The following is an 18,706-nucleotide window of genomic DNA, read 5'->3' as shown; positions in this document are numbered from 1 at the left end:
TAAAATCATCCCGCTCAAGCATTCTGGCAACAGTGCTCTTAGATGCTAGCTGAATAAGCTCCGCAGGATTCATTGCATTCATCCAGCTAGAATTAAACATAACCAAGGTTTTAACCGGATCCAGAATTTTAAAGATTTGCTCTTCGTATGACTTTGCATTCTCGATGACATCATCGCGTGTCAACGGCTTTCTAGTTACATTTTTACCGGTAGGATCACCTATCATTCCGGTAAAGTCACCGATAAGAAACAAAACCTCATGCCCCAGGTCTTGAAACTGCTTTAACTTGTTAATTAAGACCGTGTGCCCTAAATGTAAATCAGGTGCGGTTGGATCGAAACCCGCTTTAATGCGCAGTGACCGTCCTTCGCCCAGCTTCTTTATCAATTCTGCTTCCAGCAAAATTTCGCCTGTTCCGCGCTTCAGTTGCGCCAATACTTCTTCTTGCAATTTTCTCACCTTCACACTGTATTATTGTAGACTTGCTAAATCATACTCATTAAAGAGCAATTACTCTCTGTTTATTCTAAATTTGACGTAATATAATATTAGGCATTAGCAAAAAAAACACCTTATAATTATATAAATGCGCTATCAAAACGACTTATACCAACCTACTAACCCACCACAAAATGAGTCCAGCAACACACAAAAACACCTATTTATAGGTATTGTTTGCGCTACGCTTTTAATAGCGAGCTATGCCTTTTTCTCAAAAAAATCAGAACCGCTTGCGCCTGAAACCATCGCACTGACCGTCCCTGATATCACAACAAAAATTGAGCAAAGCGGGGCAAATGAAGCACCCATAACTGCAGTTGACTCACCAACAGTCAAACCATTGACTATCACTGATGCCAACGCTCCGACTCAGAGCATGCAAGGCTTATCAACCATATGGCAAGAACACAAAGTAAAATCAGGCGAAAGTCTTTCAGCAATTTTCTCCAGCAATGACTTAAGTAAACTTGATTTACATAAAATAGTTCACACGAATGATATAAGTTCACAGTTCGCCACCATACAGCCAGGCAAATCACTTATGATCGGTCACGACCTGACTGGTGAATTTAGTCATTTAATATACAAGAAAAATGCCTATGCAGAGCTTAAAGCAACAAAACTTGAAGACGGTAGCTTTAAAGTCGAATTACTGGAAAAAGAAGTAGATCGACGCATTAATACTGCAACAGGTGTTATTCACATCTCTCTGTTTATTGATGGAAAAAATGCCGGGCTTCCTGACAATATCATTATGCAACTGGCTAGTATTTTTGCCTGGGATATTGATTTTGCATTAAACCTACATGAAGGCGACCGTTTTTCTGTTATTTATGAAAAACTTTTTATCGGGAATGCCTTTATTGGCCCCCGTAATATTTTAGCGGCTGAATTTATTAATCGAGGCAAGTCTATAAGAGCAGTGCGCTACCAAAATGCAGATGGCAAAACTAGTTACTATAGCTCTAGCGGCAACAGTATGCGCAAAGCTTTTCTACGCACCCCCATAGATTTCGCCCGTATCAGCTCTCACTTTAACCACAAACGTAAACACCCCATTCTTAATCGTATCCGGGCACACAAAGGCGTTGATTATGCAGCACGAACCGGGACTCCCATCAAGTCAGCAGGCGATGGTAAAATTACTTATCATGGCCGTAAAGGCGGATATGGCCGAGTTGTTATTATTCAACACGGCCAGAAATACAGCACCCTCTATGCACACATGTCTAAATACAGAAAAGGACTGCATGTAGGATCACGTGTTAAACAAGGCCAGGTTATAGGTTATGTAGGTAAATCAGGGCTTGCTTCAGGTCCACACTTACATTATGAATTCCGCGTTAATGGTGTGCATCGTAACCCGCTAACTGTAACATTGCCTAATGCAACTCCCATCCAGGCAAAGTATAAAGCTGATTTCCTGGAGAAATCCAGGATTCTCTTTGATCAATTAGATCAACTGAACGCAACTCAAGTGGCCACAGCTGCCACTCCAGAGTGAGCAAAGAGTACTATATAGGACTTATGTCCGGCACTAGTGTCGATGGTATTGACGCGGGGATTTTTGATTTTTCTGGCCCACACCCACGGGTCATTGATTATTATTACCAGCCATACTCGCTGCAAATTAAGCAAGAAATTCATAACCTTTGCATTAATCACGAGTCAGTTTCCTTAAGTGATTATGGAACACTAGACACCCGACTTGGGCTGTTATATGCAGAAGCTTGTCTACATTTAATAAGTGAGGCAGGATTGAATGCAAAAGATATAAAAGCGATTGGCAATCACGGGCAAACATTGTATCACTCGCCGAATGCAAAACACCCTTTTACCATACAAAGTGGTGATCCCAATATTATCAGCCAGAAAACAGGGACCATCACTATTGCTGACTTTCGACGCCGCGATATTGCTGCAGGCGGTCAGGGCGCGCCATTAGTCTCGGCATTTCATCAGGCAATATTTCAGACTAATCAAGAAAACAGAGTGATTGTTAATATCGGTGGCATTGCTAACCTCAGCATTCTGCCCAAAGATACGCAGGCGGCCATACTTGGCTTTGATACAGGCCCCGGGAATACATTAATGGATTACTGGATCGCAAAACATCGAGGCAATGCTTATGATAATAATGGTGAATGGGCTGCTACAGGGAAGATGCAATCCGAACTGCTAAAGCGATTGAAAGAAGATCCTTACTTCTCACAACCAGCTCCTAAGAGCACAGGTACTGAATATTTTTCGCCTAAATGGCTAACAACAATACTTGCTAAACAGACAACTGCCTACCTTGCGCAAGACGTGCAACATACCTTATGCCAATTGACTGCAGAGACTATTTCCGAAGCGATACAAGCTTATGCGCCTAAAACAGAGCAGGTATTGCTTTGTGGCGGCGGCACACATAATAAAACCCTCCACCTAGCCCTGGCGTCCTTACTCAACATGCCTATCGCATCAACAGAAACTCAAGGCGTACATCCTGACCAAGTAGAGGCCATGGCATTTGCATGGCTGGCAAAGCGTACATTAGAAGGTTCAACTGGGAATTTACCCGCAACAACAGGAGCAAAACAAGCGGTTATTTTAGGTGGAATATATCAGGCTTAGGAACGCGCACAGAATAAGTTGAGCAATCTGGTGCAGGATTTTTATTCGTATTCACGGCGTAGAAACGACACATAGCCAGCTACGTAACAGTTTCTACAACGCAGAAGGCGGACAAAAAGACCAGCAGTTCTGGATAAATTTTTGTTTCCATCTCCCTAAGCTACGTGAAACATATTAAACTGAAAATGAAGACCCGCACCCACACGTAGTAGACGCATTAGGATTACGAATAACAAACTGTGCACCGGATAAATCTTCTTTATAATCTATTTCGGCACCGTTCAGGTATTGAATACTCATCGCATCAACTAAAACAGTCACACCGCCATTTTCTACCTGCGTATCATCGTCTGCCACTTCTTCATCAAAAGTAAAGCCATACTGAAATCCTGAGCAACCACCACCTGAAATATACACGCGTAATTTCAAGTTATCATTGCCCTCTTCAGCAATTAAACTGCCTACTTTTTTCGCCGCACTATCAGAAAAAATAATTGGATCTGCCATATAATTAAACCATTAAATATTTGTTAGCTTTTGATTATGACTTTACCTAGCGTTTTAGTCAAGATTTACCCTTCGACTCCGCTCAGGGAACGTCACCGGCTCCCGTTCCCTGAGCGGAGTCGCAGGCGCGCCATGCTACCTCACGAAATTCCGGGACTCCTGTCGCCGTAATTCGTTCACCTACGCAGCGAATAGGAGATGCTCCAGCCGCCCTGCGTCCGCCACAGACTGAGCACAAGGCAGCTCAGTCATGGCTACCACAAATGGCTCTACGGCTATTCGGGATAAAATTTTAGCCTCCCTCGCGCGCTATCGCGCACTTCGGATTGGCAAATTTCCCTGCGCCTTCTGGAGACTATCAGCCCGTCCGGGGCTGACAGCGAAGGGAGCTAGCAGCAAAATGGCTCTCATTCCTACACACCGCCAAATCATGCAAAGCCTGCCAATCACTTGTCATTAATGCTTCTTTCTTTTGTCGACTCCAGCCTTGTACTTGTTTTTCTCTAAAATAAGACTTATCAATTCAAGCAAACTCTTCCAGGAAGACGCGTTTCACTGGCAATTTGATGCCCGTATATTTAGCGCCCTGTCCATTTTGGTGCTGTGTAAGCCTTAACTCTATATTTTGGGTACTGCCTGTGTGGTAGCTACCATCGGAACATTCTAAGATATACATATAGCCATTCATATTATTCTCCTGCCCTGCCCTTCGACTACGCTCAGGGGACGATAGAGTGGGTCCCGTACCCTAAGCGTAGTCATTGAGCAGGATTTTTGTTCGTATTCAAAACGCAGTAACAGGCGCATAGCAGGCACGTAAAGTTACTACAACACAGAAGACGGATAAAAAGGCCAGCAGTTTTGGATGATGTGTGTTTCCATCTGCCTAATGAAAGCCATTTCAATAATTCATGGCTTATTTTTGCACCATGCCAGCTCTTATCTGGGTTTTCTTCAAGAAACTAACTGGGAAAGCTTATTCTTCTAGCAAAAGGCGGCATTAACATACTTAAAACGGATTAATGCAAGCGTAGTTTTGCTAGCCTTGCTAACAAGCTATCAAGTTCTTTATCTGTATAGGCCAGAGCATCAAACTTCCCCCAGATTGGTGCAGGCCAGGCTTTATCAGTTTTATATCTAACCACATGATGAATATGCACAGGCGCGCCATGCTACCTCACGAAATTCCGGGACTCCTGTCGCCGTAATTCGTTCACCTACGCAGCGAATAGGAGATGCTCCAGCCGCCCTGCGTCCGCCACAGACTGAGCACAAAGCAGCTCAGTCATGGCTACCACAAATGGCTCTACGGCTATTCGGGATAAAATTTTAGCCTCCCTCGCGCGCTATCGCGCACTTCGGATTGGCAAATTTCCCTGCGCCTTCTGGAGACTATCAGCCCGTCCGGGGCTGACAGCGGTTGCGGCACCATATTGCCAAGGGCTGCAATATTCATCTTATCTGCCTCGAATAATATAGTCAGTTGCTCTGCGATATAGCCGGATTCAAGCATTAACTGCTGTTGATCATCATCGGTAAGCTGATGTATTTCGCTAATATTTTTCCGTTCGGGCACCAGTATCAGCCAGGGGAACTGGCTATCATTCATTAGTAAAACATGGCACAATTCCAGGCGGCCGAGTTTGATACAGTCTTTTTTCAGTATGGGGTGCAGGCTAAAGGACATAAAAGCAGAGAGAGGCTTGAGTTTTATAGTCAAAACAGTGTAACGTTAGCAACAAATAATAACAATAATAAAAGTCCTTATGATCACTCTTACTGCCAGTTCTACTCAGGGCAATGCACCGCTTGCCGTTTCTTATAAGATGCTTCTGAGCCTGTATGCGATTATCCCTTTATGCGTGATTTTACAATTGACAGACAGCTATGTGTTTGGTGGCGCGGTAATGCAATCCTTACCGACTAGCCCGGGGCACTTTATTTTATTTCAACTGTTATTTGGCACACCACATATTCTTGCCAGCGGGATTTTAATTACCAGTAATAAAGACTATTTTGCTTTTTATCATAAAAAAATTTTGTATATGACTCTGGCGCTGATGGTGTCTTTTGCCATAGCTACTCAGCTAGTGTCCTATTACGTGCTTTATATTATGGTGGCTTCATGGACTGTCTATCATGCCTTAAAACAGCAGCATGGCGTAGGGCGAGGCATCTATCAATTACCGGCCTGGGCATTTTATTTATTATTATGGTTAAGTATTGCTGCAGGGATTAGCGTGTATATGGGGATTTTTCTAAAAAACACCTTAACCGTGCAGCAAGCTGAATGGGTTAGGCAGGCGGCTGGTTATCTGCTTATTATTAAGCACCTTCTGGTGTCAGCAATATGTCAAGACTCGGTTCGGTTCTATATTTATGTGGGCGAATTCTTTGTTGATCGTCAGCAGTTTTTATTTTTATACCTAGCAATATTACTTCCTGGCCATCTTAATTCCGCGCCTGGTGCATGATGCCACAGCGTATATTTTTTATGTGACGCATGATGTAAACAAACATGCCGGGCATCCACAGAACTTTTTATATCGCTGGGCTGAGAAAATTAAACTTAATGTATTTATTGTATTGCCTTTACTTTCCTTTGCTCTGACCTTTCTGTTACAGGAATATGGCGATCAACTGGTTAACGCACTAACTGATTATTTATTCGGCATGGAAATTAGACAGGTGATTTCGGTGGGCTTAATTGGCTATTTTTCCTTAATGCATTATTACACCGAGGCGTTTACCTAGAAATACGGCTCGCCGTATCGTAAGTATATTCGCTTCAAGCCGTGACAGACTCAAATACTACATTTGACTTTGCGCGTTGTTAAGAAAACGAGTTAATTTACTTCAATGGTACCTCATCATTACTAACAAGCACTACCCTGTTGAACCTGACGAGGATAACAGCAGTGTCATAGTAACAACACCTGCTTAAAAAATTTAAGGTCCTGCCCATACTTAGCTTACACAATCAGGTATACTCTACCTCTTTTTAATTTTATAGAGATAGATAATGAGACCTAGCGGACGCGCACCCGATCAACTAAGAGAGGTAAATTTTACCTGCGGATATACCAAGCACGCCGAAGGATCGGTATTAGTTGAATTTGGCGAAACACGCGTGCTTTGCACCGCCAGCGTAGAAAACCGGGTTCCACGCTTTTTAAGAGGCAAAGGTGAAGGCTGGGTAACTGCCGAGTACGGCATGCTGCCACGTTCGACCCATACGCGTATGGGTCGTGAGGCCAGCCAGGGAAAACAGGGGGGGCGTACCCAGGAAATTCAGCGCCTTATTGGCCGTTCACTACGTGCAGCCATTGATTTATCTGCTTTGGGTGAGCGCACCATTACTATCGACTGTGATGTTTTACAAGCCGATGGCGGCACCCGGACTGCATCTATTACTGGTGGCTTTGCTGCACTGTCTATTGCCATACAAAAACTGCTAAAGCAAAAGAAAATCACTAAAAATCCACTACACGGTCAGGTTGCCTCGGTTTCTGTAGGCATATACAAGGGCATACCGGTACTGGATCTGGATTATAAAGAAGACAGTAATGCAGAAACCGATATGAATGTAGTGATGAATGATGCCAGTGCTTTTATTGAAGTTCAAGGTACTGCCGAAGGCCATGCATTCCGTCAGGATGAATTAAACGCCATGTTAGCACTGGCAAAATCCGGTATCGCGGATTTAATAAGCAAGCAAGAAGAAGCCATAGAAAATCACCCATAATTAAAATATCTGCTACACAGAGATAAAACAGCGTTCGTTTTGCGGGCGTGCAATAGTCGAGACTAATGCACGCCTGCTTTTAACTACAGGATTAAAAATCACACTCAGCTTGTAGCATACGATATATAATTAATTCAACTCGCCTGTAACCCTCTAGGCTTAATTGATAAATACTATGTCACTTGCTAATTTAGATAAACCAGAAAAAATTGTCCTCGCTAGTGGCAATGCGGGGAAAATAAAAGAAATTCAAGCTATCCTGGGTGATTATTCTATTGTCCCACAGCAGCAATTTAATATACAAGAAGCAGAAGAAACAGGCAGCACCTTTATAGAAAATGCAATTATTAAAGCCAGGAATGCGGCTTTACATAGCAATCTACCCGCTATTGCTGACGATTCAGGCTTGGTTGTCGATGCTTTAAATGGCGCGCCCGGAGTTATTTCTGCGCGCTATGCAGGAACACAGACAAGCGATCAGCAAAACCTGCAAAAACTCCTGGATGAAATGAGTGATATTCCTGACGAACAGCGTAGCGCACGCTTCGTTTGTGTTATTGTGCTGTTACGTCATGCAGATGACCCGCTGCCTCTCATTAGCCAGGGAGTCTGGGAAGGCAGGATTTTAAACCATGCTCAGGGCACGAATGGCTTTGGTTATGATCCAGCATTCTGGGTAGCCGCCGAAAACTGTAGTTCGGCTGAATTATCTGCACAACAAAAAAACCAGTTAAGCCACCGCGGCCAGGCCTTACGCCAGTTAGCGGAATTTTTATAATTAAGCAAATGGGAAAACTGATTCGTCAGTCTCTATCCAGCATTTAGCCCTGAGCTATACTTGGCCTTACGCAGTGACACTCACAGATACGACTATGCATACTCGTTTAATACTTTATATAGCCTACAGCCTTAAAGCATCCTTGCGTTATCAGCGTTGCAAAGCGTTTTTCTATGATTTATTAGAAAACCCGCAGAGCAACCTTAAGTCTTATTTTGATATTTTTATGATTTGCCTGGTGATTAGTAGCATATCCCTGTTGCTGTATGAGGTAGAGCATCAAACATTTAAATGGGCGGCAATATTCGAACGATTTGTCGTGACTGTTTTTATCATTGAATATCTGTTACGTGGCTGGGTGTACTCTGACATCCATAGTGCGATTATCAAACAGCATGAAAATTCCGAATACCTGGGTACCCCCTTTCGTTTACACAATGTTCTTGGAGAAATTCTTGCCGAAAAGTTCAGTTATATCTTTTCTCCCAGCGCTATTATAGACCTGCTTGCCATCCTGCCTAGCTACCGCCCTTTACGTATTTTACGTATTTTCCTGGTTTTTCGCTTGCTTAAGTTATTTCGCTATTCGCAAAGCATACAAATGTTCACTGGTGTATTAAGAAATAAACGTTTTGAGCTGAGCATGCTGGCAATTTTTATGGGCTTTTTAATTTTCATAGCAAGTACCGCGATCTACATGTTTGAAAATGAAAAAATGGGTGGCCAGATCAATAATCTGTATGATGCGTTTTACTGGGCGGTAGTCACCATGTCTACTGTCGGTTATGGTGACTTAACGCCTGTCACCCAAGGGGGACGATTGGTCACCACTGCGCTAATTATTTCTGGCTTGGGACTGATGGCTTTTTTCACCTCTATTATGGTAGCCGCATTCAGCGAAAAAATGAATGAATTCCAGCAAGACCGGGTTAAAGCCAGTATTGAAAAATTAGACAACTCAACTATTGTCTGTGGCTTTGGCCGTGTTGGGCAAGACATAGCGCGTCAGTTGCAAGAAGACCAGCAAAGCTTTGTAATCATTGATAATAACGAACAACATATTGCTTTGGCCAAGCATCAAGGTTATATCGCATTATTTGACGATGCCACGCAAAACTCGACACTCACACAGGCGGGCATCAATCAGGGTGCAAAAGCCATTTTATGTGCTACCGGCGATGATGTTGCCAATGTGTATATTACTCTGACCAGTCGTTATTTAAACCCGGATATTACTATTATTGCCCGCGCCAGTCACGAAGATAATGTAAAAAAAATGCACCAGGCAGGCGCGAGTTATACTGTACAGTCCTATACTATTGCAGGACTTTTAGCCGCCGAATATATTGGCCACCCGGTCGCATTTGAAGCCATCAATGGCATTCTTCATGGCCAGCAAGACGTACAGATGGAAGTACTCAATGTCCATTCCGGCTGTTTTCTCGATGGCAAGTCTATAGAGCAAGCCAATTTCGCTCAATATAAGGCTCGGCTGATAGGTGTGGCCAGTAAAAACCCCGTGCATGCCAGGCGCAGAAATCGCTATAAACTGCGTAATCAGCACTTTTACTTTAACCCAGATTCCAGCTTCATCCTTTACCAGGGGGATATTTTAGTGCTGATAGGCCGCCACTTAGGTATAGAATATCTACATGATTTAATTGCCACTAGTTGTCTGCATAAGCAACAAGGAAAGTCATTATGAGTCATAGTCTGATTGCTGTTTTTGGCTTTAACAGCATGTCGTTCGAATTAATTACCCAGCTTATTGCCAAGCAGCATACGTTGATAATTCTAGATGATGATCCGGCAAAAATCAACCAGGCACTAGAAAAAGGCTTACCCGCACAACTTATGGACTACCGCCAGGACGATGACCTGATTGCATTAGGAATAGGCGCGCGGGTAGCAACACTGTTTTGTTTTTTAGAGATGGACTCTGAAAATGTATTCCTGACGCTATCAGCACGAGTATTAGACAAAAACCTAACCATAATTTCGGTGGTTAACCGACCGGAATCCGCCGAAAAGCTACTAGCTGCCGGCGCCACTAAAATAATTGACCCATTTGAAATCTGTAGCAATAAAGCTTATCAGTTATTAAACAAACCTAGCATTACCTGGATTCTGGACGAAGTTGTTTTTGGGCGCGCGGATTTAAATATGGCTGAAGTCAACATTCCTGAACACTCATCTTTAGATCAATCCTACGCCAGCGAATTATATTTAAATGAAAAATATAACTTATTTTTAATTGGCGTGGTCGATAAAGAACTGGGTGATAAATTATATTTTTCTCTTGGCGAGCAAGATCATAAACTTGATGCAGGTGATATTCTAGTGGTATTGGGTTCCAATCGGGATATACGAAAATTTAAAAAAGAAATAGGAGTTATCAATGATGCAATTTAGAGCCAGAACTTGGTTTTTCCTCGGCTTTCTGGGCTGTTTTTCCATGTTAGCCGTGGGCGCATATTTTCAGCTTGTAGAAGAAATGGAGCCCTGCCCGCTGTGTATATCGCAACGTATTGCTATTTTAATCACCGGCCTCACTTGTCTAATAGCCGCCTTGCATAATCCCATGCAAAAAGGCGTCCATCGATATGCCATGCTAGGCGCTGTCTTTGCCCTGGCTGGCGCTGCCATTTCTGCTCGTCATGTCTGGCTACAGAACCTGCCGCCCGATGAAGTGCCTGAATGCAGCCCAGGACTGAGCTATATTTTTGAAAATTTCCCATTAAGCGAAACCTTTAAACTTATGCTGAGCGGCACGGGCGAATGTGCCGATGTTCTATGGACATTGTTTGGGCTAAGCATTCCTGGCTGGACCTTTATCGCATTTCTGGGCCTGGCAACTTTAAGCCTGTATCAACTTATTAACTGAAGTTTCCCAATAATTATTTATGGTAAAATTGAAACTATGCTACAACTATATGAAAAAAAATAGTCTTTTCATTCGTTTCAAATGCTATTGCCTAAGGGGAATTAAGTAGGGGTTTGCTATAAACATGGCAAAACCACCTAAAATAAACCTCGATACACCAGCATTGTGTATTTCAGCTACTCAATAATTGGGAAACTTCAGCTTATTAATACTCGATGTTCAAGTTTTTGATATTGAAAGGTAAAATCAGGTATTCTGAGGTTGTTGTAATTTTATCGGTGTAAGCCCATGTTAATGAATGCCCCAGCCACCTTTATCCAAAGCTATATTGACGATTTAAATGATGCGCTCAATCAGCTAAAACCCGGAGCCGCTTTGACACGGATTCAAGCCGCTTGGTTGGGCACTTGTTTAACGTGCATACTGCTAATGAACTCTGTTTGCTGGGCTAAGTTTGAGCGAGCAAGCCTTGGAGATTGCAAAGTAGCCGCATTATCCTGGGTGTTTCGTAAAGCAAGTATACCCTGGGACTGGTTGCTACGGGTGAGTGTGGTCTTAATTTTAAAACGTTATGGCATTACTGAAGGTGTGTTGGCCTTTGATGAATCAGACCGAGCACGATCTAAGTCTACAAAACGTATTTATAAGGTTTACAAGCAGAAACACAAAGGCTCCGGCGGGTATGTTAATGGACAAACGATAGTATTATTGCTGCTAGTTACCTCATCCATTACAGTGCCTGTCGGTTTTTTCTTTTATATGCCGGATCCAGCCTTAAAGCAGTGGGATAAAGAAGATAAACGGTTGAAAAAGAGCGGTATAGCAAAAAAAGATCGGCCTATTAAGCCTGAACGTGACAGTGCCTACCCGACCAAAACAGAGATTGCATTAGGCTTATTAAAAGAGTTTAAAGTTGCGCATAGCCTGATTAAAATTAAAGGCGTACTGGCTGATGCGCTGTATGGTGAAAAAGCCTTTATGGACGAAGCCGCTAAAGAATCTGGAGGCTCGCAGGTGATTAGCCAATTACGTAAAAACCAAAATATTGAATCAGGCGCGCCATGCTACCTCACGAAATTCCGGGACTCCTGTCGCCGTAATTCGTTCACCTACGCAGCGAATAGGAGATGCTCCAGCCGCCCTGCGTCCGCCACAGACTGAGCACAAAGCAGCTCAGTCATGGCTACCACAAATGGCTCTACGGCTATTCGGGATAAAATTTTAGCCTCCCTCGCGCGCTATCGCGCACTTCGGATTGGCAAATTTCCCTGCGCCTTCTGGAGACTATCAGCCCGTCCGGGGCTGACAGCGATAGAGGTAGAATAAGGTCAGTCGAGAGCTACTTTAATTCGATTAACAAAGGCATTGATCAGATAATACGTGTACGTGGCGGCAAAGAGATTAAAGTGACTGTCAGCAGTGCACGATTAAAGGTGAGTTCTCACAGTAAAAAACGCTTTGTCATTGCCTTAAAATATGACGGTGAAAACGACTATCGCTATTTAGTGGCGACAGACCTGACTTGGCGCACACAAGATATTATTCAAGCCTATACGTTGAGATGGCTGATTGAGGTTTTCTTTGAGGACTGGAAGCTTTAATGAAGGATGGGGGCGTGAGGCCAAACAATTAGATCAGGCGCGCCATGCTACCTCACGAAATTCTGGGACTCCTGTCGCCATAATTCGTTCACCTACGCAGCGGATGGGAGATGCCCTGAACGCCCTGCGTCCGCAACGACTACGCACAAAAGCCGCTTCGTCATTACTACCTCACTGGCTGGACGGCTATTCGGAATGCAATTCTTGCTCCTCTCGCGTGCTGCTAGCACACGTCGAATCAGCGAATTGCCCTGTCGCCTATCAGGGGCTAAAAATCACCACTTCGCTAAGCTCCGTTTCCATGATTTTCAGCGGAAGAGGGATCAAGCCGTGGCCTGATTCTGAGTCTTTTGTTTGACCATTGCCTTCTCCTTCACCCAGAGCAAATAGCCCGCATTGAAAGCAAACTACCTGCGTATACCGTAGGAAGCTTACAGCGCAAGTCTCAAATGGATGTACTGCTTGAGTTCATCACGTCATTGCTAGAGTTTCCAGATCCTGGTGATAAGCTGAAAGAGTTAGGTGAATTAATAAAGGATGTGTTTCAACTGATGCCATCAGGAAAACATATGATTGGCAGAGATTTAGGGCGCTTAGAGCCAACACCATCATTAAAGTATTGTTCTGCTGGGTGAAGGTAAGAGTTTGATGGCAATGGGATGGAAAAACTTGAACATCGAGTTTTAGGTGGTTTTGCCATGTTTATAGCAAACCCCTACTTAATTCCCCTTAGGCAATAGCATTTGAAACGAATGAAAAGACTATTTTTTTCATATAGTTGTAGCATAGTTTCAATTTTACCATAAATAATTATTGGGAAACTTCAGTTTTTTTTATATAAGCAATGATAGAATTAGCTTACTAACCAGTTAATTTTTCTGATCAAATGCCCAGCGACTCACAACCTATCTCTCTGAATTCTCCAGCTTTCGAGTTTAAAAGCGGCGTTGTCACCATTCCGGCACTCAATCTATTAAGCACAGACATTAATGCCATTACGCACCAATTGCAGGAAAAAATTAATCAGGCACCTGGATTCTTTAGCAACTCATCATTATTGATCGACCTGCAGGCCCTCCCCGGGCAGGACCTTAATCTTGCCTCCCTGGTAGAGGCGATTCGTGATGCCAGCATGTTCCCAATTGGCATACGGGGCGGTAACCAAGAACAGCAACAGGCAGCAAACGACTTAATGCTACCCGTGCTTTCGGCACACAGCAGTAACACCCACAAACCAAGATCGCAAGAGAAAAAAATAAGCAAGATAGCTCCTGCTACAGATAACGCGCAAAATACGACCTCAACCAGGATAGAAACAACGACAATTACCCAGCCTATTCGTTCGGGTCAACGTATCTATGCGAAAGGTGATTTAGTGATTATTGCCCAGGTCAGTGCCGGTGCTGAAATTATGGCGGAAGGTAATATTCATGTTTATGGAACGCTCAGAGGTCGTGTATTAGCTGGGGTACAAGGCAATGAAGATGTACGCATCTTCTCCTCAAACTTACAGGCTGAATTAGTCTCTATAGCCGGCAACTATCGCGTTAGTGAAGGTATCCTTGAATCTGAACGCAATGCACCCGTGCAAATTTATTTAAACAAACAAGCAATCATTATCCAAAATACTTAGGAGATAAACCATTGGCTAGAATTATCGTTGTAACTTCTGGAAAAGGCGGAGTAGGAAAAACCACTACCAGTGCAGCAATTGCCATTGGGCTTGCTAAAAAAGGTCATAAAACTGCGGTTATTGATTTTGATGTGGGCCTGCGTAACCTAGACCTTATTCTGGGTTGTGAGCGTCGAGTGGTATACGACTTTGTTAATGTGATTAATGAGGAGGCGACCTTAAATCAGGCGTTAATTCGAGACAAGCGTTGCAACCAGTTATTTATCCTGCCTGCATCGCAAACACGCGATAAAGAGGCACTGACCCAGGAAGGCGTAGGAAAAATCCTGGAAGAACTCAGCAAAACTTTTAAATACATCGTCTGTGACTCTCCTGCGGGTATCGAGCGCGGAGCTAACCTGGCCATGTATTTTGCTGATGATGCGTTTGTTATTACTAACCCCGAAATCGCATCCGTTCGAGATTCTGACCGTATGCTAGGTATTTTATCCAGCAAATCAAGACGTGCTGAAAATGGAGATGAGCCGATAAAGGAATATCTTTTACTTTCTCGCTATGATCCAAAACGTGTAAAATTAGGCGAAATGCTCAGTGTTGAAGATGTACAGGATATCCTATCTCTACACTTATTAGGTGTTATTCCTGAATCACAATCAGTGCTAAATTCCTCTAACTCGGGCACACCGGTGATCCTTGATGAAAACAGTAATGCGGGACAGGCATATCTTGATATTGTTGACCGTTACTTAGGGGAAGATAAGCCTCACAGATTTATAGATGAAGACAAAAAAGGACTTTTTGGTCGCTTATTTAGGAGCAAGTAATGAGTTTACTGGATTATTTTAAAACATCCAAAACCAACTCGGCGAAATTAGCAAAAGAACGCTTGCAGATTCTCGTCGCTCACGAGCGTAGTGCGCGCAATCAGCCCTCTTACCTCCCTGAACTGCAACAAGAACTTTTAAAAGTCATACGCAAATATGTAAAAGTTAACCAGGAGGATATCTCAGTTATTTTTGAAAGCGATGATCAACAGGAAACTTTAGAACTGAATATTGTTCTGCCTGAACACTCCCAAACTTAATACTTTTTTAATCAATGAGGAAAAACCATGAATGATGCAATCGGTACAGCCGCTGGTAAAGTCTGGGGCTATCTGGATAAAAATGGCCCGGCAAGTTCAACAAAAATTACCACCGTCACAAAGCTTAACAAAAGCGAAGTTCAACGCGCCATAGGCTGGTTAGCATGTGAAGGAAAATTAGACTTTGAAACTAAAGGACGCAACGAGACTATTTCTCTACGCTAGTGTCTAAGCTATGCAAAGCGGGAAACTGGTAGCAGTTTCCCGCTTTTTTTATGCTGCATACTATGCCCATCTGCTAAACCGAGAAGCTTTCTCCGCACCCACAAGTGCCTTTTACATTCGGGCTATTAAACTTGAATGCTTCATTAATGCCTTCTTTGGCATAATCAAGTTCCAGGCCATCCAGCGTTGCAATATTTTCATCTGCAACAACCACTTTGACACCGAAGGTTTCAAATACCGACTCACCCTGTTTAAGCTCATCTGCATACTCAATCGTATAGGCAAAGCCCGAGCAACCTGAAGGTTTAACGCCTAACTTCAAACCAATCCCCTGCCCGCGCTTATCAATTTGCTCTTGAATCTGCTTTGCAGCTCTTTCTGTTAATACAACAGCCATTTGTTTACCTATTTTTACTAATTCAGAAATCTAAAATACACCATTTAGCACACCTATACCAGCGACTATTGCTAACTAATATATGGGCAGCGATACATAAAGCAAGCACTCATGGCGTATTAAAATTCATAAATAGCGCTCAAACCCACAACTTGGGCATTATAATCCGGGCTCGTATTACCAAGGCTAAGTACGTCATCAATACTGTCAGGTGAAATATTATCCAGCGCGTAATCATCTGTAACAAAAAATTCATAGCGATAACTTAATTGTATGCGCCAGTTCTCCTGGAACCGATAGTTAGCCCGTACATTTAGACTATGCAAGATCGTTTTTAAATCCGGCAACGGCTCACCATTCAGCTTACTTCCCTGCTCTGTGGCTGTTTCAGTTAGCGCATTTGAATAACTGTAATCCAGCTGTAAATCAAGAAGACTCCTGATCACACTCCAGTCTACACCGACCCCGACAGTGTTTATTTTATCCCGTGTATCAACTGACCAGAATTGCTCCGGGTTACGGTTCTCTAAGCCAATATTAGTAAAACGGGTATAGCCATCCTGCTCATTTTGAAAGTACTCGTAGGTATAAAATCTGTAAAGATTAAGACCTTCATGGATTGCATAATTCAAGTCTACGGTACCACTGAAACTGTCTGCAAACGTCAGGCCTAGTTCACTTTGATCATAATTATCCTGATTGTAGTGCCCATTAAAGCCGATGCTCAATGGATTAAACAGCAACCAGTTTAGCGCAAAACTCACTCTATTACGCTGTACATCCGCCAGGTTGTACTGCCTGATTAACGGGTCATTTTCAAAGCGTACAGACTCAGATACTGTCGCTAAATATTCCATCAGTGTTCCCATTGAAAGAAGAAGTACCTAAACAAAGCAGCCTATAACCTACCTGAAGGTAGCACCACTCGAATATTTCCATCTTTTTGATTTTAATCACTTATAACAGAAAATAGACACTCTGTAGGCACCGTAAAAAAACAACAAATAATTTCAAATAAAGCTTGTATTTGCCGAAAATATTTTTCTAAAAATTTCCGTTTTAATCACCTCATAAACGGATATCACCCATGCTTAAAGACCTACCACTCTCTGAACATATTCACCAACACTGCAATGAAAGTATGGAACGTGCCCTGTTAGCAGAGCGTCATCCTTTGTGGGCTCGTTCATGCCCAGAGTTGAAGGATATCGACTTTATTCGCCTTGGGTTATTACGCTGTATCAGTGTAGTCGATAGTGGTCGCCATTTCCTCCAAACCAGTGAACAGATTTATGGCCAGCTGCTTCCCCACTCAACGTATTTTAAATCACTGAAGTCGCATAGACGAACAAGTATGCTTGAGGCATTTGAACAGCAGAGCTATCATCTTCACGCTGAAACACTGCTCAGGCGCGCCATGCTACCTCACGAAATTCTGGGACTCCTGTCGCCATAATTCGTTCACCTACGCAGCGGATGGGAGATGCCCTGAACGCCCTGCGTCCGCAACGACTACGCACAAAAGCCGCTTCGTCATTACTACCTCACTGGCTGGACGGCTATTCGGAATGCAATTCTTGCTCCTCTCGCGTGCTGCTAGCACACGTCGAATCAGCGAATTGCCCTGTCGCCTATCAGGGACTAAAAATCACCACTTCGCTAAGCTCCGTTTCCATGATTTTCAGCGATCGCAAGGCATTGATTATCTTAAAGCATTCCCGGAACTTGACGAATACACCATAGAAGCAGCGGATGGACATTTTATTGATCATGCCTGCCATACTGAAAAAAACAGCAAGGGGAAAGTTTATGCGGCCGAGGGGATTTACGCGTTGAATCTCAGAAGTGGGTTGCTCAGATTTCTTTGTCTGGTGACAAACGGAACTCAGAGACATCAAGAAGTACCTGTGTTACGAGATCATATTGAAAAGCAAAACAAGGGAAATAACAGCTCTCAGAAACATCTCTATGTCTACGATAAAGCCGTCACCGACTTTGTCTGGTGGGATCGGCAGAAACGACATGCTAATTACATGATTTCAATGCTAAAAGAAAATTCAATTGCGACTCTGGTTGAGTCTATCCATTTTGACTCCCGCCATGAGATCAATACAGGGGTTGAAGCATACAGTGTGTACGAAAACAAGGGCATCAAATTTAACGTGGTGGATTACCGTGATCCAGAAACCGGAAAACTTTACCGGTTTGTGACAACCTTCCCAATGACTATTAACCCTGGAACCATTGCCATGCTGTATTTCAAGCGATGGACGATTGAAAAGACATTCAATAACACTAAAACTCAATGTTCAAGTTTTTCCATCCCATTGCCATCAAACTCTTACCTTCACCCAGCAGAACAATACTTTAATGATAGTGTTGGCTCTAAGCGCCCTAAATCTCTGCCAATCATATGTTTTCCTGATGGCATCAGTTGAAACACATCCTTTATTAATTCACCTAACTCTTTCAGCTTATCACCAGGATCTGGAAACTCTAGCAATGACGTGATGAACTCAAGCAGTACATCCATTTGAGACTTGCGCTGTAAGCTTCCTACGGTATACGCAGGTAGTTTGCTTTCAATGCGGGCTATTTGCTCTGGGTGAAGGAGAAGGCAATGGTCAAACAAAAGCCGCTTCGTCATTACTACCTCACTGGCTGGACGGCTATTCGGAATGCAATTCTTGCTCCTCTCGCGTGCTGCTAGCACACGTCGAATCAGCAAATTGCC

Annotated in this window: 31 protein-coding genes and 1 pseudogene (1 of these 32 running past the window's edge); 23 read left to right on the top strand and 9 right to left on the bottom strand. The window is 43.2% G+C overall.

All coding sequences use genetic code 11. The features are described 5' to 3' along the window. Positions 1-451, bottom strand: the 5' end (the start) of a protein-coding gene (tyrS, locus tag K6984_RS12565; RefSeq protein WP_221895857.1) for a tyrosine--tRNA ligase. 746 nt of this gene lie to the left of the window's left edge; 451 of the gene's 1,197 nt are visible here — the first part of the coding sequence; the start codon lies at positions 449-451; its stop codon lies beyond the left edge, outside the window. Between the two features lie 136 nt (positions 452-587). Here tyrS and K6984_RS12560 point away from each other — a divergent pair, with 136 nt between their 5' ends. Further along, entirely contained in the window at positions 588-2,006 is a 1,419-nt protein-coding gene (locus K6984_RS12560) for an OapA family protein (protein WP_221895856.1), read from the top strand. Next, complete coding sequence (locus K6984_RS12555) at positions 2,003-3,118, top strand: anhydro-N-acetylmuramic acid kinase (protein ID WP_230988055.1); 1,116 nt, start codon at positions 2,003-2,005, stop codon at positions 3,116-3,118. The genes K6984_RS12560 and K6984_RS12555 overlap by 4 nt, the downstream gene beginning before the upstream one ends. A gap of 174 nt (positions 3,119-3,292) precedes the next feature. On the opposite strand, the gene erpA is transcribed toward K6984_RS12555, so the two are convergent. Beyond that, positions 3,293-3,625: an iron-sulfur cluster insertion protein ErpA gene (gene erpA, locus K6984_RS12550; RefSeq protein ID WP_087868569.1), complete on the bottom strand. Its 333-nt coding sequence runs from the start codon at positions 3,623-3,625 to the stop codon at positions 3,293-3,295. A gap of 82 nt (positions 3,626-3,707) precedes the next feature. Beyond that, entirely contained in the window at positions 3,708-3,863 is a 156-nt protein-coding gene (locus tag K6984_RS12545; RefSeq protein ID WP_221895855.1) for a hypothetical protein, read from the bottom strand. A gap of 12 nt (positions 3,864-3,875) precedes the next feature. On the opposite strand from K6984_RS12545, the gene K6984_RS12540 reads away from it, so the two are divergent. Further along, positions 3,876-4,085 carry a hypothetical protein gene (locus K6984_RS12540; protein ID WP_221895854.1) on the top strand — a complete coding sequence of 70 codons (210 nt, stop codon included), beginning with the start codon at positions 3,876-3,878 and terminating at the stop codon, positions 4,083-4,085. Positions 4,086-4,148: 63 nt separating this feature from the next. On the opposite strand, the gene K6984_RS35725 is transcribed toward K6984_RS12540, so the two are convergent. Both K6984_RS35725 and K6984_RS12530 read right to left on the bottom strand, forming a co-directional pair. Then, the gene (locus K6984_RS35725) at positions 4,149-4,313 is read right to left on the bottom strand and encodes a GIY-YIG nuclease family protein (RefSeq protein WP_338024501.1); all 165 of its coding nucleotides are present in this window, start codon (positions 4,311-4,313) and stop codon (positions 4,149-4,151) included. Between the two features lie 449 nt (positions 4,314-4,762). Then, entirely contained in the window at positions 4,763-4,900 is a 138-nt protein-coding gene (locus tag K6984_RS12530) for a hypothetical protein (protein ID WP_221895853.1), read from the bottom strand. A 12-nt stretch (positions 4,901-4,912) separates the two neighbouring features. Between K6984_RS12530 and K6984_RS30960 the strand changes: the two genes are divergently transcribed. Beyond that, on the top strand, positions 4,913-5,104 hold the full coding sequence (locus K6984_RS30960) for a hypothetical protein (RefSeq protein ID WP_230988054.1): 192 nt from the start codon (positions 4,913-4,915) through the stop codon (positions 5,102-5,104). Position 5,105: 1 nt separating this feature from the next. On the opposite strand, the pseudogene K6984_RS30955 reads toward K6984_RS30960, so the two are convergent. Then, positions 5,106-5,234 (bottom strand): annotated as a pseudogene (locus K6984_RS30955) (HIT domain-containing protein); the annotation flags it as partial. A gap of 217 nt (positions 5,235-5,451) precedes the next feature. Between K6984_RS30955 and K6984_RS12520 the strand changes: the two are divergent. From K6984_RS12520 to K6984_RS12450, 16 genes are all read left to right on the top strand, one after another. After that, a complete protein-coding gene (locus K6984_RS12520) occupies positions 5,452-6,099 on the top strand; it encodes a hypothetical protein (RefSeq protein ID WP_338024500.1) in 648 nt (215 codons plus the stop codon). Next, positions 6,092-6,379 (top strand): hypothetical protein, encoded by a 288-nt coding sequence (locus K6984_RS35720; RefSeq protein WP_338024499.1) that lies wholly within the window; start codon positions 6,092-6,094, stop codon positions 6,377-6,379. The genes K6984_RS12520 and K6984_RS35720 overlap by 8 nt, the downstream gene beginning before the upstream one ends. Before the next feature lie 268 nt (positions 6,380-6,647). After that, on the top strand, positions 6,648-7,370 hold the full coding sequence (rph, locus tag K6984_RS12515; protein WP_221895851.1) for a ribonuclease PH: 723 nt from the start codon (positions 6,648-6,650) through the stop codon (positions 7,368-7,370). A 175-nt stretch (positions 7,371-7,545) separates the two neighbouring features. Beyond that, complete coding sequence (rdgB, locus tag K6984_RS12510; RefSeq protein WP_221895974.1) at positions 7,546-8,148, top strand: RdgB/HAM1 family non-canonical purine NTP pyrophosphatase; 603 nt, start codon at positions 7,546-7,548, stop codon at positions 8,146-8,148. A gap of 94 nt (positions 8,149-8,242) precedes the next feature. Continuing rightward, entirely contained in the window at positions 8,243-9,853 is a 1,611-nt protein-coding gene (locus tag K6984_RS12505; RefSeq protein ID WP_221895850.1) for an NAD-binding protein, read from the top strand. After that, a complete protein-coding gene (locus K6984_RS12500; protein WP_221895849.1) occupies positions 9,850-10,560 on the top strand; it encodes a potassium channel family protein in 711 nt (236 codons plus the stop codon). Before K6984_RS12505 ends, K6984_RS12500 begins: the two co-directional genes overlap by 4 nt. Continuing rightward, the gene (locus K6984_RS12495; RefSeq protein ID WP_221895848.1) at positions 10,550-11,032 is read left to right on the top strand and encodes a disulfide bond formation protein B; all 483 of its coding nucleotides are present in this window, start codon (positions 10,550-10,552) and stop codon (positions 11,030-11,032) included. The genes K6984_RS12500 and K6984_RS12495 overlap by 11 nt, the downstream gene beginning before the upstream one ends. 288 nt (positions 11,033-11,320) lie before the next feature. Next, a complete protein-coding gene (locus K6984_RS12490; protein ID WP_221895847.1) occupies positions 11,321-12,193 on the top strand; it encodes a transposase in 873 nt (290 codons plus the stop codon). Between the two features lie 18 nt (positions 12,194-12,211). After that, positions 12,212-12,358 carry a hypothetical protein gene (locus tag K6984_RS12485; RefSeq protein WP_221895846.1) on the top strand — a complete coding sequence of 49 codons (147 nt, stop codon included), beginning with the start codon at positions 12,212-12,214 and terminating at the stop codon, positions 12,356-12,358. An 80-nt stretch (positions 12,359-12,438) separates the two neighbouring features. Continuing rightward, positions 12,439-12,633: a hypothetical protein gene (locus tag K6984_RS12480; RefSeq protein ID WP_221895845.1), complete on the top strand. Its 195-nt coding sequence runs from the start codon at positions 12,439-12,441 to the stop codon at positions 12,631-12,633. A gap of 103 nt (positions 12,634-12,736) precedes the next feature. Further along, positions 12,737-12,991 (top strand): hypothetical protein, encoded by a 255-nt coding sequence (locus K6984_RS12475; protein ID WP_221895844.1) that lies wholly within the window; start codon positions 12,737-12,739, stop codon positions 12,989-12,991. Then, positions 12,984-13,268 (top strand): hypothetical protein, encoded by a 285-nt coding sequence (locus K6984_RS12470; RefSeq protein WP_221894708.1) that lies wholly within the window; start codon positions 12,984-12,986, stop codon positions 13,266-13,268. Before K6984_RS12475 ends, K6984_RS12470 begins: the two co-directional genes overlap by 8 nt. 251 nt (positions 13,269-13,519) lie before the next feature. Further along, positions 13,520-14,266, top strand: coding sequence for a septum site-determining protein MinC (minC, locus tag K6984_RS12465; RefSeq protein WP_221895843.1), 747 nt, complete (start codon positions 13,520-13,522; stop codon positions 14,264-14,266). Positions 14,267-14,277: 11 nt separating this feature from the next. Then, complete coding sequence (gene minD / locus K6984_RS12460) at positions 14,278-15,090, top strand: septum site-determining protein MinD (RefSeq protein WP_221895842.1); 813 nt, start codon at positions 14,278-14,280, stop codon at positions 15,088-15,090. Beyond that, entirely contained in the window at positions 15,090-15,350 is a 261-nt protein-coding gene (gene minE / locus K6984_RS12455; protein WP_221895841.1) for a cell division topological specificity factor MinE, read from the top strand. Before minD ends, minE begins: the two co-directional genes overlap by 1 nt. A 27-nt stretch (positions 15,351-15,377) precedes the next feature. Beyond that, complete coding sequence (locus K6984_RS12450; RefSeq protein ID WP_221895840.1) at positions 15,378-15,575, top strand: winged helix-turn-helix domain-containing protein; 198 nt, start codon at positions 15,378-15,380, stop codon at positions 15,573-15,575. Positions 15,576-15,648: 73 nt separating this feature from the next. Here K6984_RS12450 and K6984_RS12445 read toward each other — a convergent pair whose 3' ends face one another. Together K6984_RS12445 and K6984_RS12440 are read right to left on the bottom strand one after the other, a co-directional pair. Then, positions 15,649-15,972, bottom strand: coding sequence for a HesB/IscA family protein (locus tag K6984_RS12445; RefSeq protein WP_221895839.1), 324 nt, complete (start codon positions 15,970-15,972; stop codon positions 15,649-15,651). Between the two features lie 119 nt (positions 15,973-16,091). Further along, on the bottom strand, positions 16,092-16,841 hold the full coding sequence (locus K6984_RS12440; RefSeq protein WP_221895838.1) for an MtrB/PioB family outer membrane beta-barrel protein: 750 nt from the start codon (positions 16,839-16,841) through the stop codon (positions 16,092-16,094). A 218-nt stretch (positions 16,842-17,059) separates the two neighbouring features. Between K6984_RS12440 and K6984_RS12435 the strand changes: the two genes are divergently transcribed. From K6984_RS12435 to K6984_RS12430, 3 genes are read left to right on the top strand one after another with little or no spacing between them, the layout of a single operon-like run. Continuing rightward, complete coding sequence (locus K6984_RS12435; protein WP_221895837.1) at positions 17,060-17,428, top strand: hypothetical protein; 369 nt, start codon at positions 17,060-17,062, stop codon at positions 17,426-17,428. A 20-nt stretch (positions 17,429-17,448) separates the two neighbouring features. Next, complete coding sequence (locus tag K6984_RS30950) at positions 17,449-17,715, top strand: hypothetical protein (protein WP_230988053.1); 267 nt, start codon at positions 17,449-17,451, stop codon at positions 17,713-17,715. Beyond that, positions 17,670-18,410 (top strand): transposase, encoded by a 741-nt coding sequence (locus K6984_RS12430; RefSeq protein WP_263458748.1) that lies wholly within the window; start codon positions 17,670-17,672, stop codon positions 18,408-18,410. The genes K6984_RS30950 and K6984_RS12430 overlap by 46 nt, the downstream gene beginning before the upstream one ends. Here K6984_RS12430 and K6984_RS12425 read toward each other — a convergent pair. Further along, on the bottom strand, positions 18,320-18,700 hold the full coding sequence (locus K6984_RS12425; RefSeq protein ID WP_221895835.1) for a hypothetical protein: 381 nt from the start codon (positions 18,698-18,700) through the stop codon (positions 18,320-18,322). The two genes, K6984_RS12430 and K6984_RS12425, sit on opposite strands and share 91 nt — an antisense overlap. Between the last annotated feature and the right edge of the window lie 6 nt (positions 18,701-18,706).

This window comes from Bathymodiolus japonicus methanotrophic gill symbiont, from assembly GCF_019721995.1.
GTDB lineage: Bacteria > Pseudomonadota > Gammaproteobacteria > Methylococcales > Methylomonadaceae > Methyloprofundus.
The sequence above is the reverse complement of the archived record's forward strand: the minus strand, read 5'-3'. Positions and strand labels throughout refer to the sequence as shown.

Bases quoted from the DNA above. Each gene is read 5' to 3' on its own strand.
- K6984_RS30950 (WP_230988053.1), top strand. From the start codon at position 17,449: ATGGGAGATGCCCTGAACGCCCTGCGTCCGCAACGACTACGCACAAAA.
- rdgB (WP_221895974.1), top strand. From the start codon at position 7,546: ATGTCACTTGCTAATTTAGATAAACCAGAAAAAATTGTCCTCGCTAGT.
- K6984_RS35725 (WP_338024501.1), bottom strand. From the start codon at position 4,313: ATGAATGGCTATATGTATATCTTAGAATGTTCCGATGGTAGCTACCAC.
- K6984_RS12560 (WP_221895856.1), top strand. From the start codon at position 588: ATGCGCTATCAAAACGACTTATACCAACCTACTAACCCACCACAAAAT.
- minC (WP_221895843.1), top strand. From the start codon at position 13,520: ATGCCCAGCGACTCACAACCTATCTCTCTGAATTCTCCAGCTTTCGAG.
- K6984_RS12505 (WP_221895850.1), top strand. From the start codon at position 8,243: ATGCATACTCGTTTAATACTTTATATAGCCTACAGCCTTAAAGCATCC.
- K6984_RS12440 (WP_221895838.1), bottom strand. From the start codon at position 16,841: ATGGGAACACTGATGGAATATTTAGCGACAGTATCTGAGTCTGTACGC.
- K6984_RS12445 (WP_221895839.1), bottom strand. From the start codon at position 15,972: ATGGCTGTTGTATTAACAGAAAGAGCTGCAAAGCAGATTCAAGAGCAA.
- erpA (WP_087868569.1), bottom strand. From the start codon at position 3,625: ATGGCAGATCCAATTATTTTTTCTGATAGTGCGGCGAAAAAAGTAGGC.
- K6984_RS12450 (WP_221895840.1), top strand. From the start codon at position 15,378: ATGAATGATGCAATCGGTACAGCCGCTGGTAAAGTCTGGGGCTATCTG.
- K6984_RS12490 (WP_221895847.1), top strand. From the start codon at position 11,321: ATGTTAATGAATGCCCCAGCCACCTTTATCCAAAGCTATATTGACGAT.
- minE (WP_221895841.1), top strand. From the start codon at position 15,090: ATGAGTTTACTGGATTATTTTAAAACATCCAAAACCAACTCGGCGAAA.
- K6984_RS12500 (WP_221895849.1), top strand. From the start codon at position 9,850: ATGAGTCATAGTCTGATTGCTGTTTTTGGCTTTAACAGCATGTCGTTC.
- K6984_RS12475 (WP_221895844.1), top strand. From the start codon at position 12,737: ATGGGAGATGCCCTGAACGCCCTGCGTCCGCAACGACTACGCACAAAA.
- K6984_RS12520 (WP_338024500.1), top strand. From the start codon at position 5,452: ATGCTTCTGAGCCTGTATGCGATTATCCCTTTATGCGTGATTTTACAA.
- rph (WP_221895851.1), top strand. From the start codon at position 6,648: ATGAGACCTAGCGGACGCGCACCCGATCAACTAAGAGAGGTAAATTTT.
- K6984_RS30960 (WP_230988054.1), top strand. From the start codon at position 4,913: ATGGCTACCACAAATGGCTCTACGGCTATTCGGGATAAAATTTTAGCC.
- K6984_RS12495 (WP_221895848.1), top strand. From the start codon at position 10,550: ATGCAATTTAGAGCCAGAACTTGGTTTTTCCTCGGCTTTCTGGGCTGT.
- K6984_RS12435 (WP_221895837.1), top strand. From the start codon at position 17,060: ATGCTTAAAGACCTACCACTCTCTGAACATATTCACCAACACTGCAAT.
- K6984_RS12485 (WP_221895846.1), top strand. From the start codon at position 12,212: ATGGCTACCACAAATGGCTCTACGGCTATTCGGGATAAAATTTTAGCC.
- K6984_RS12540 (WP_221895854.1), top strand. From the start codon at position 3,876: ATGGCTACCACAAATGGCTCTACGGCTATTCGGGATAAAATTTTAGCC.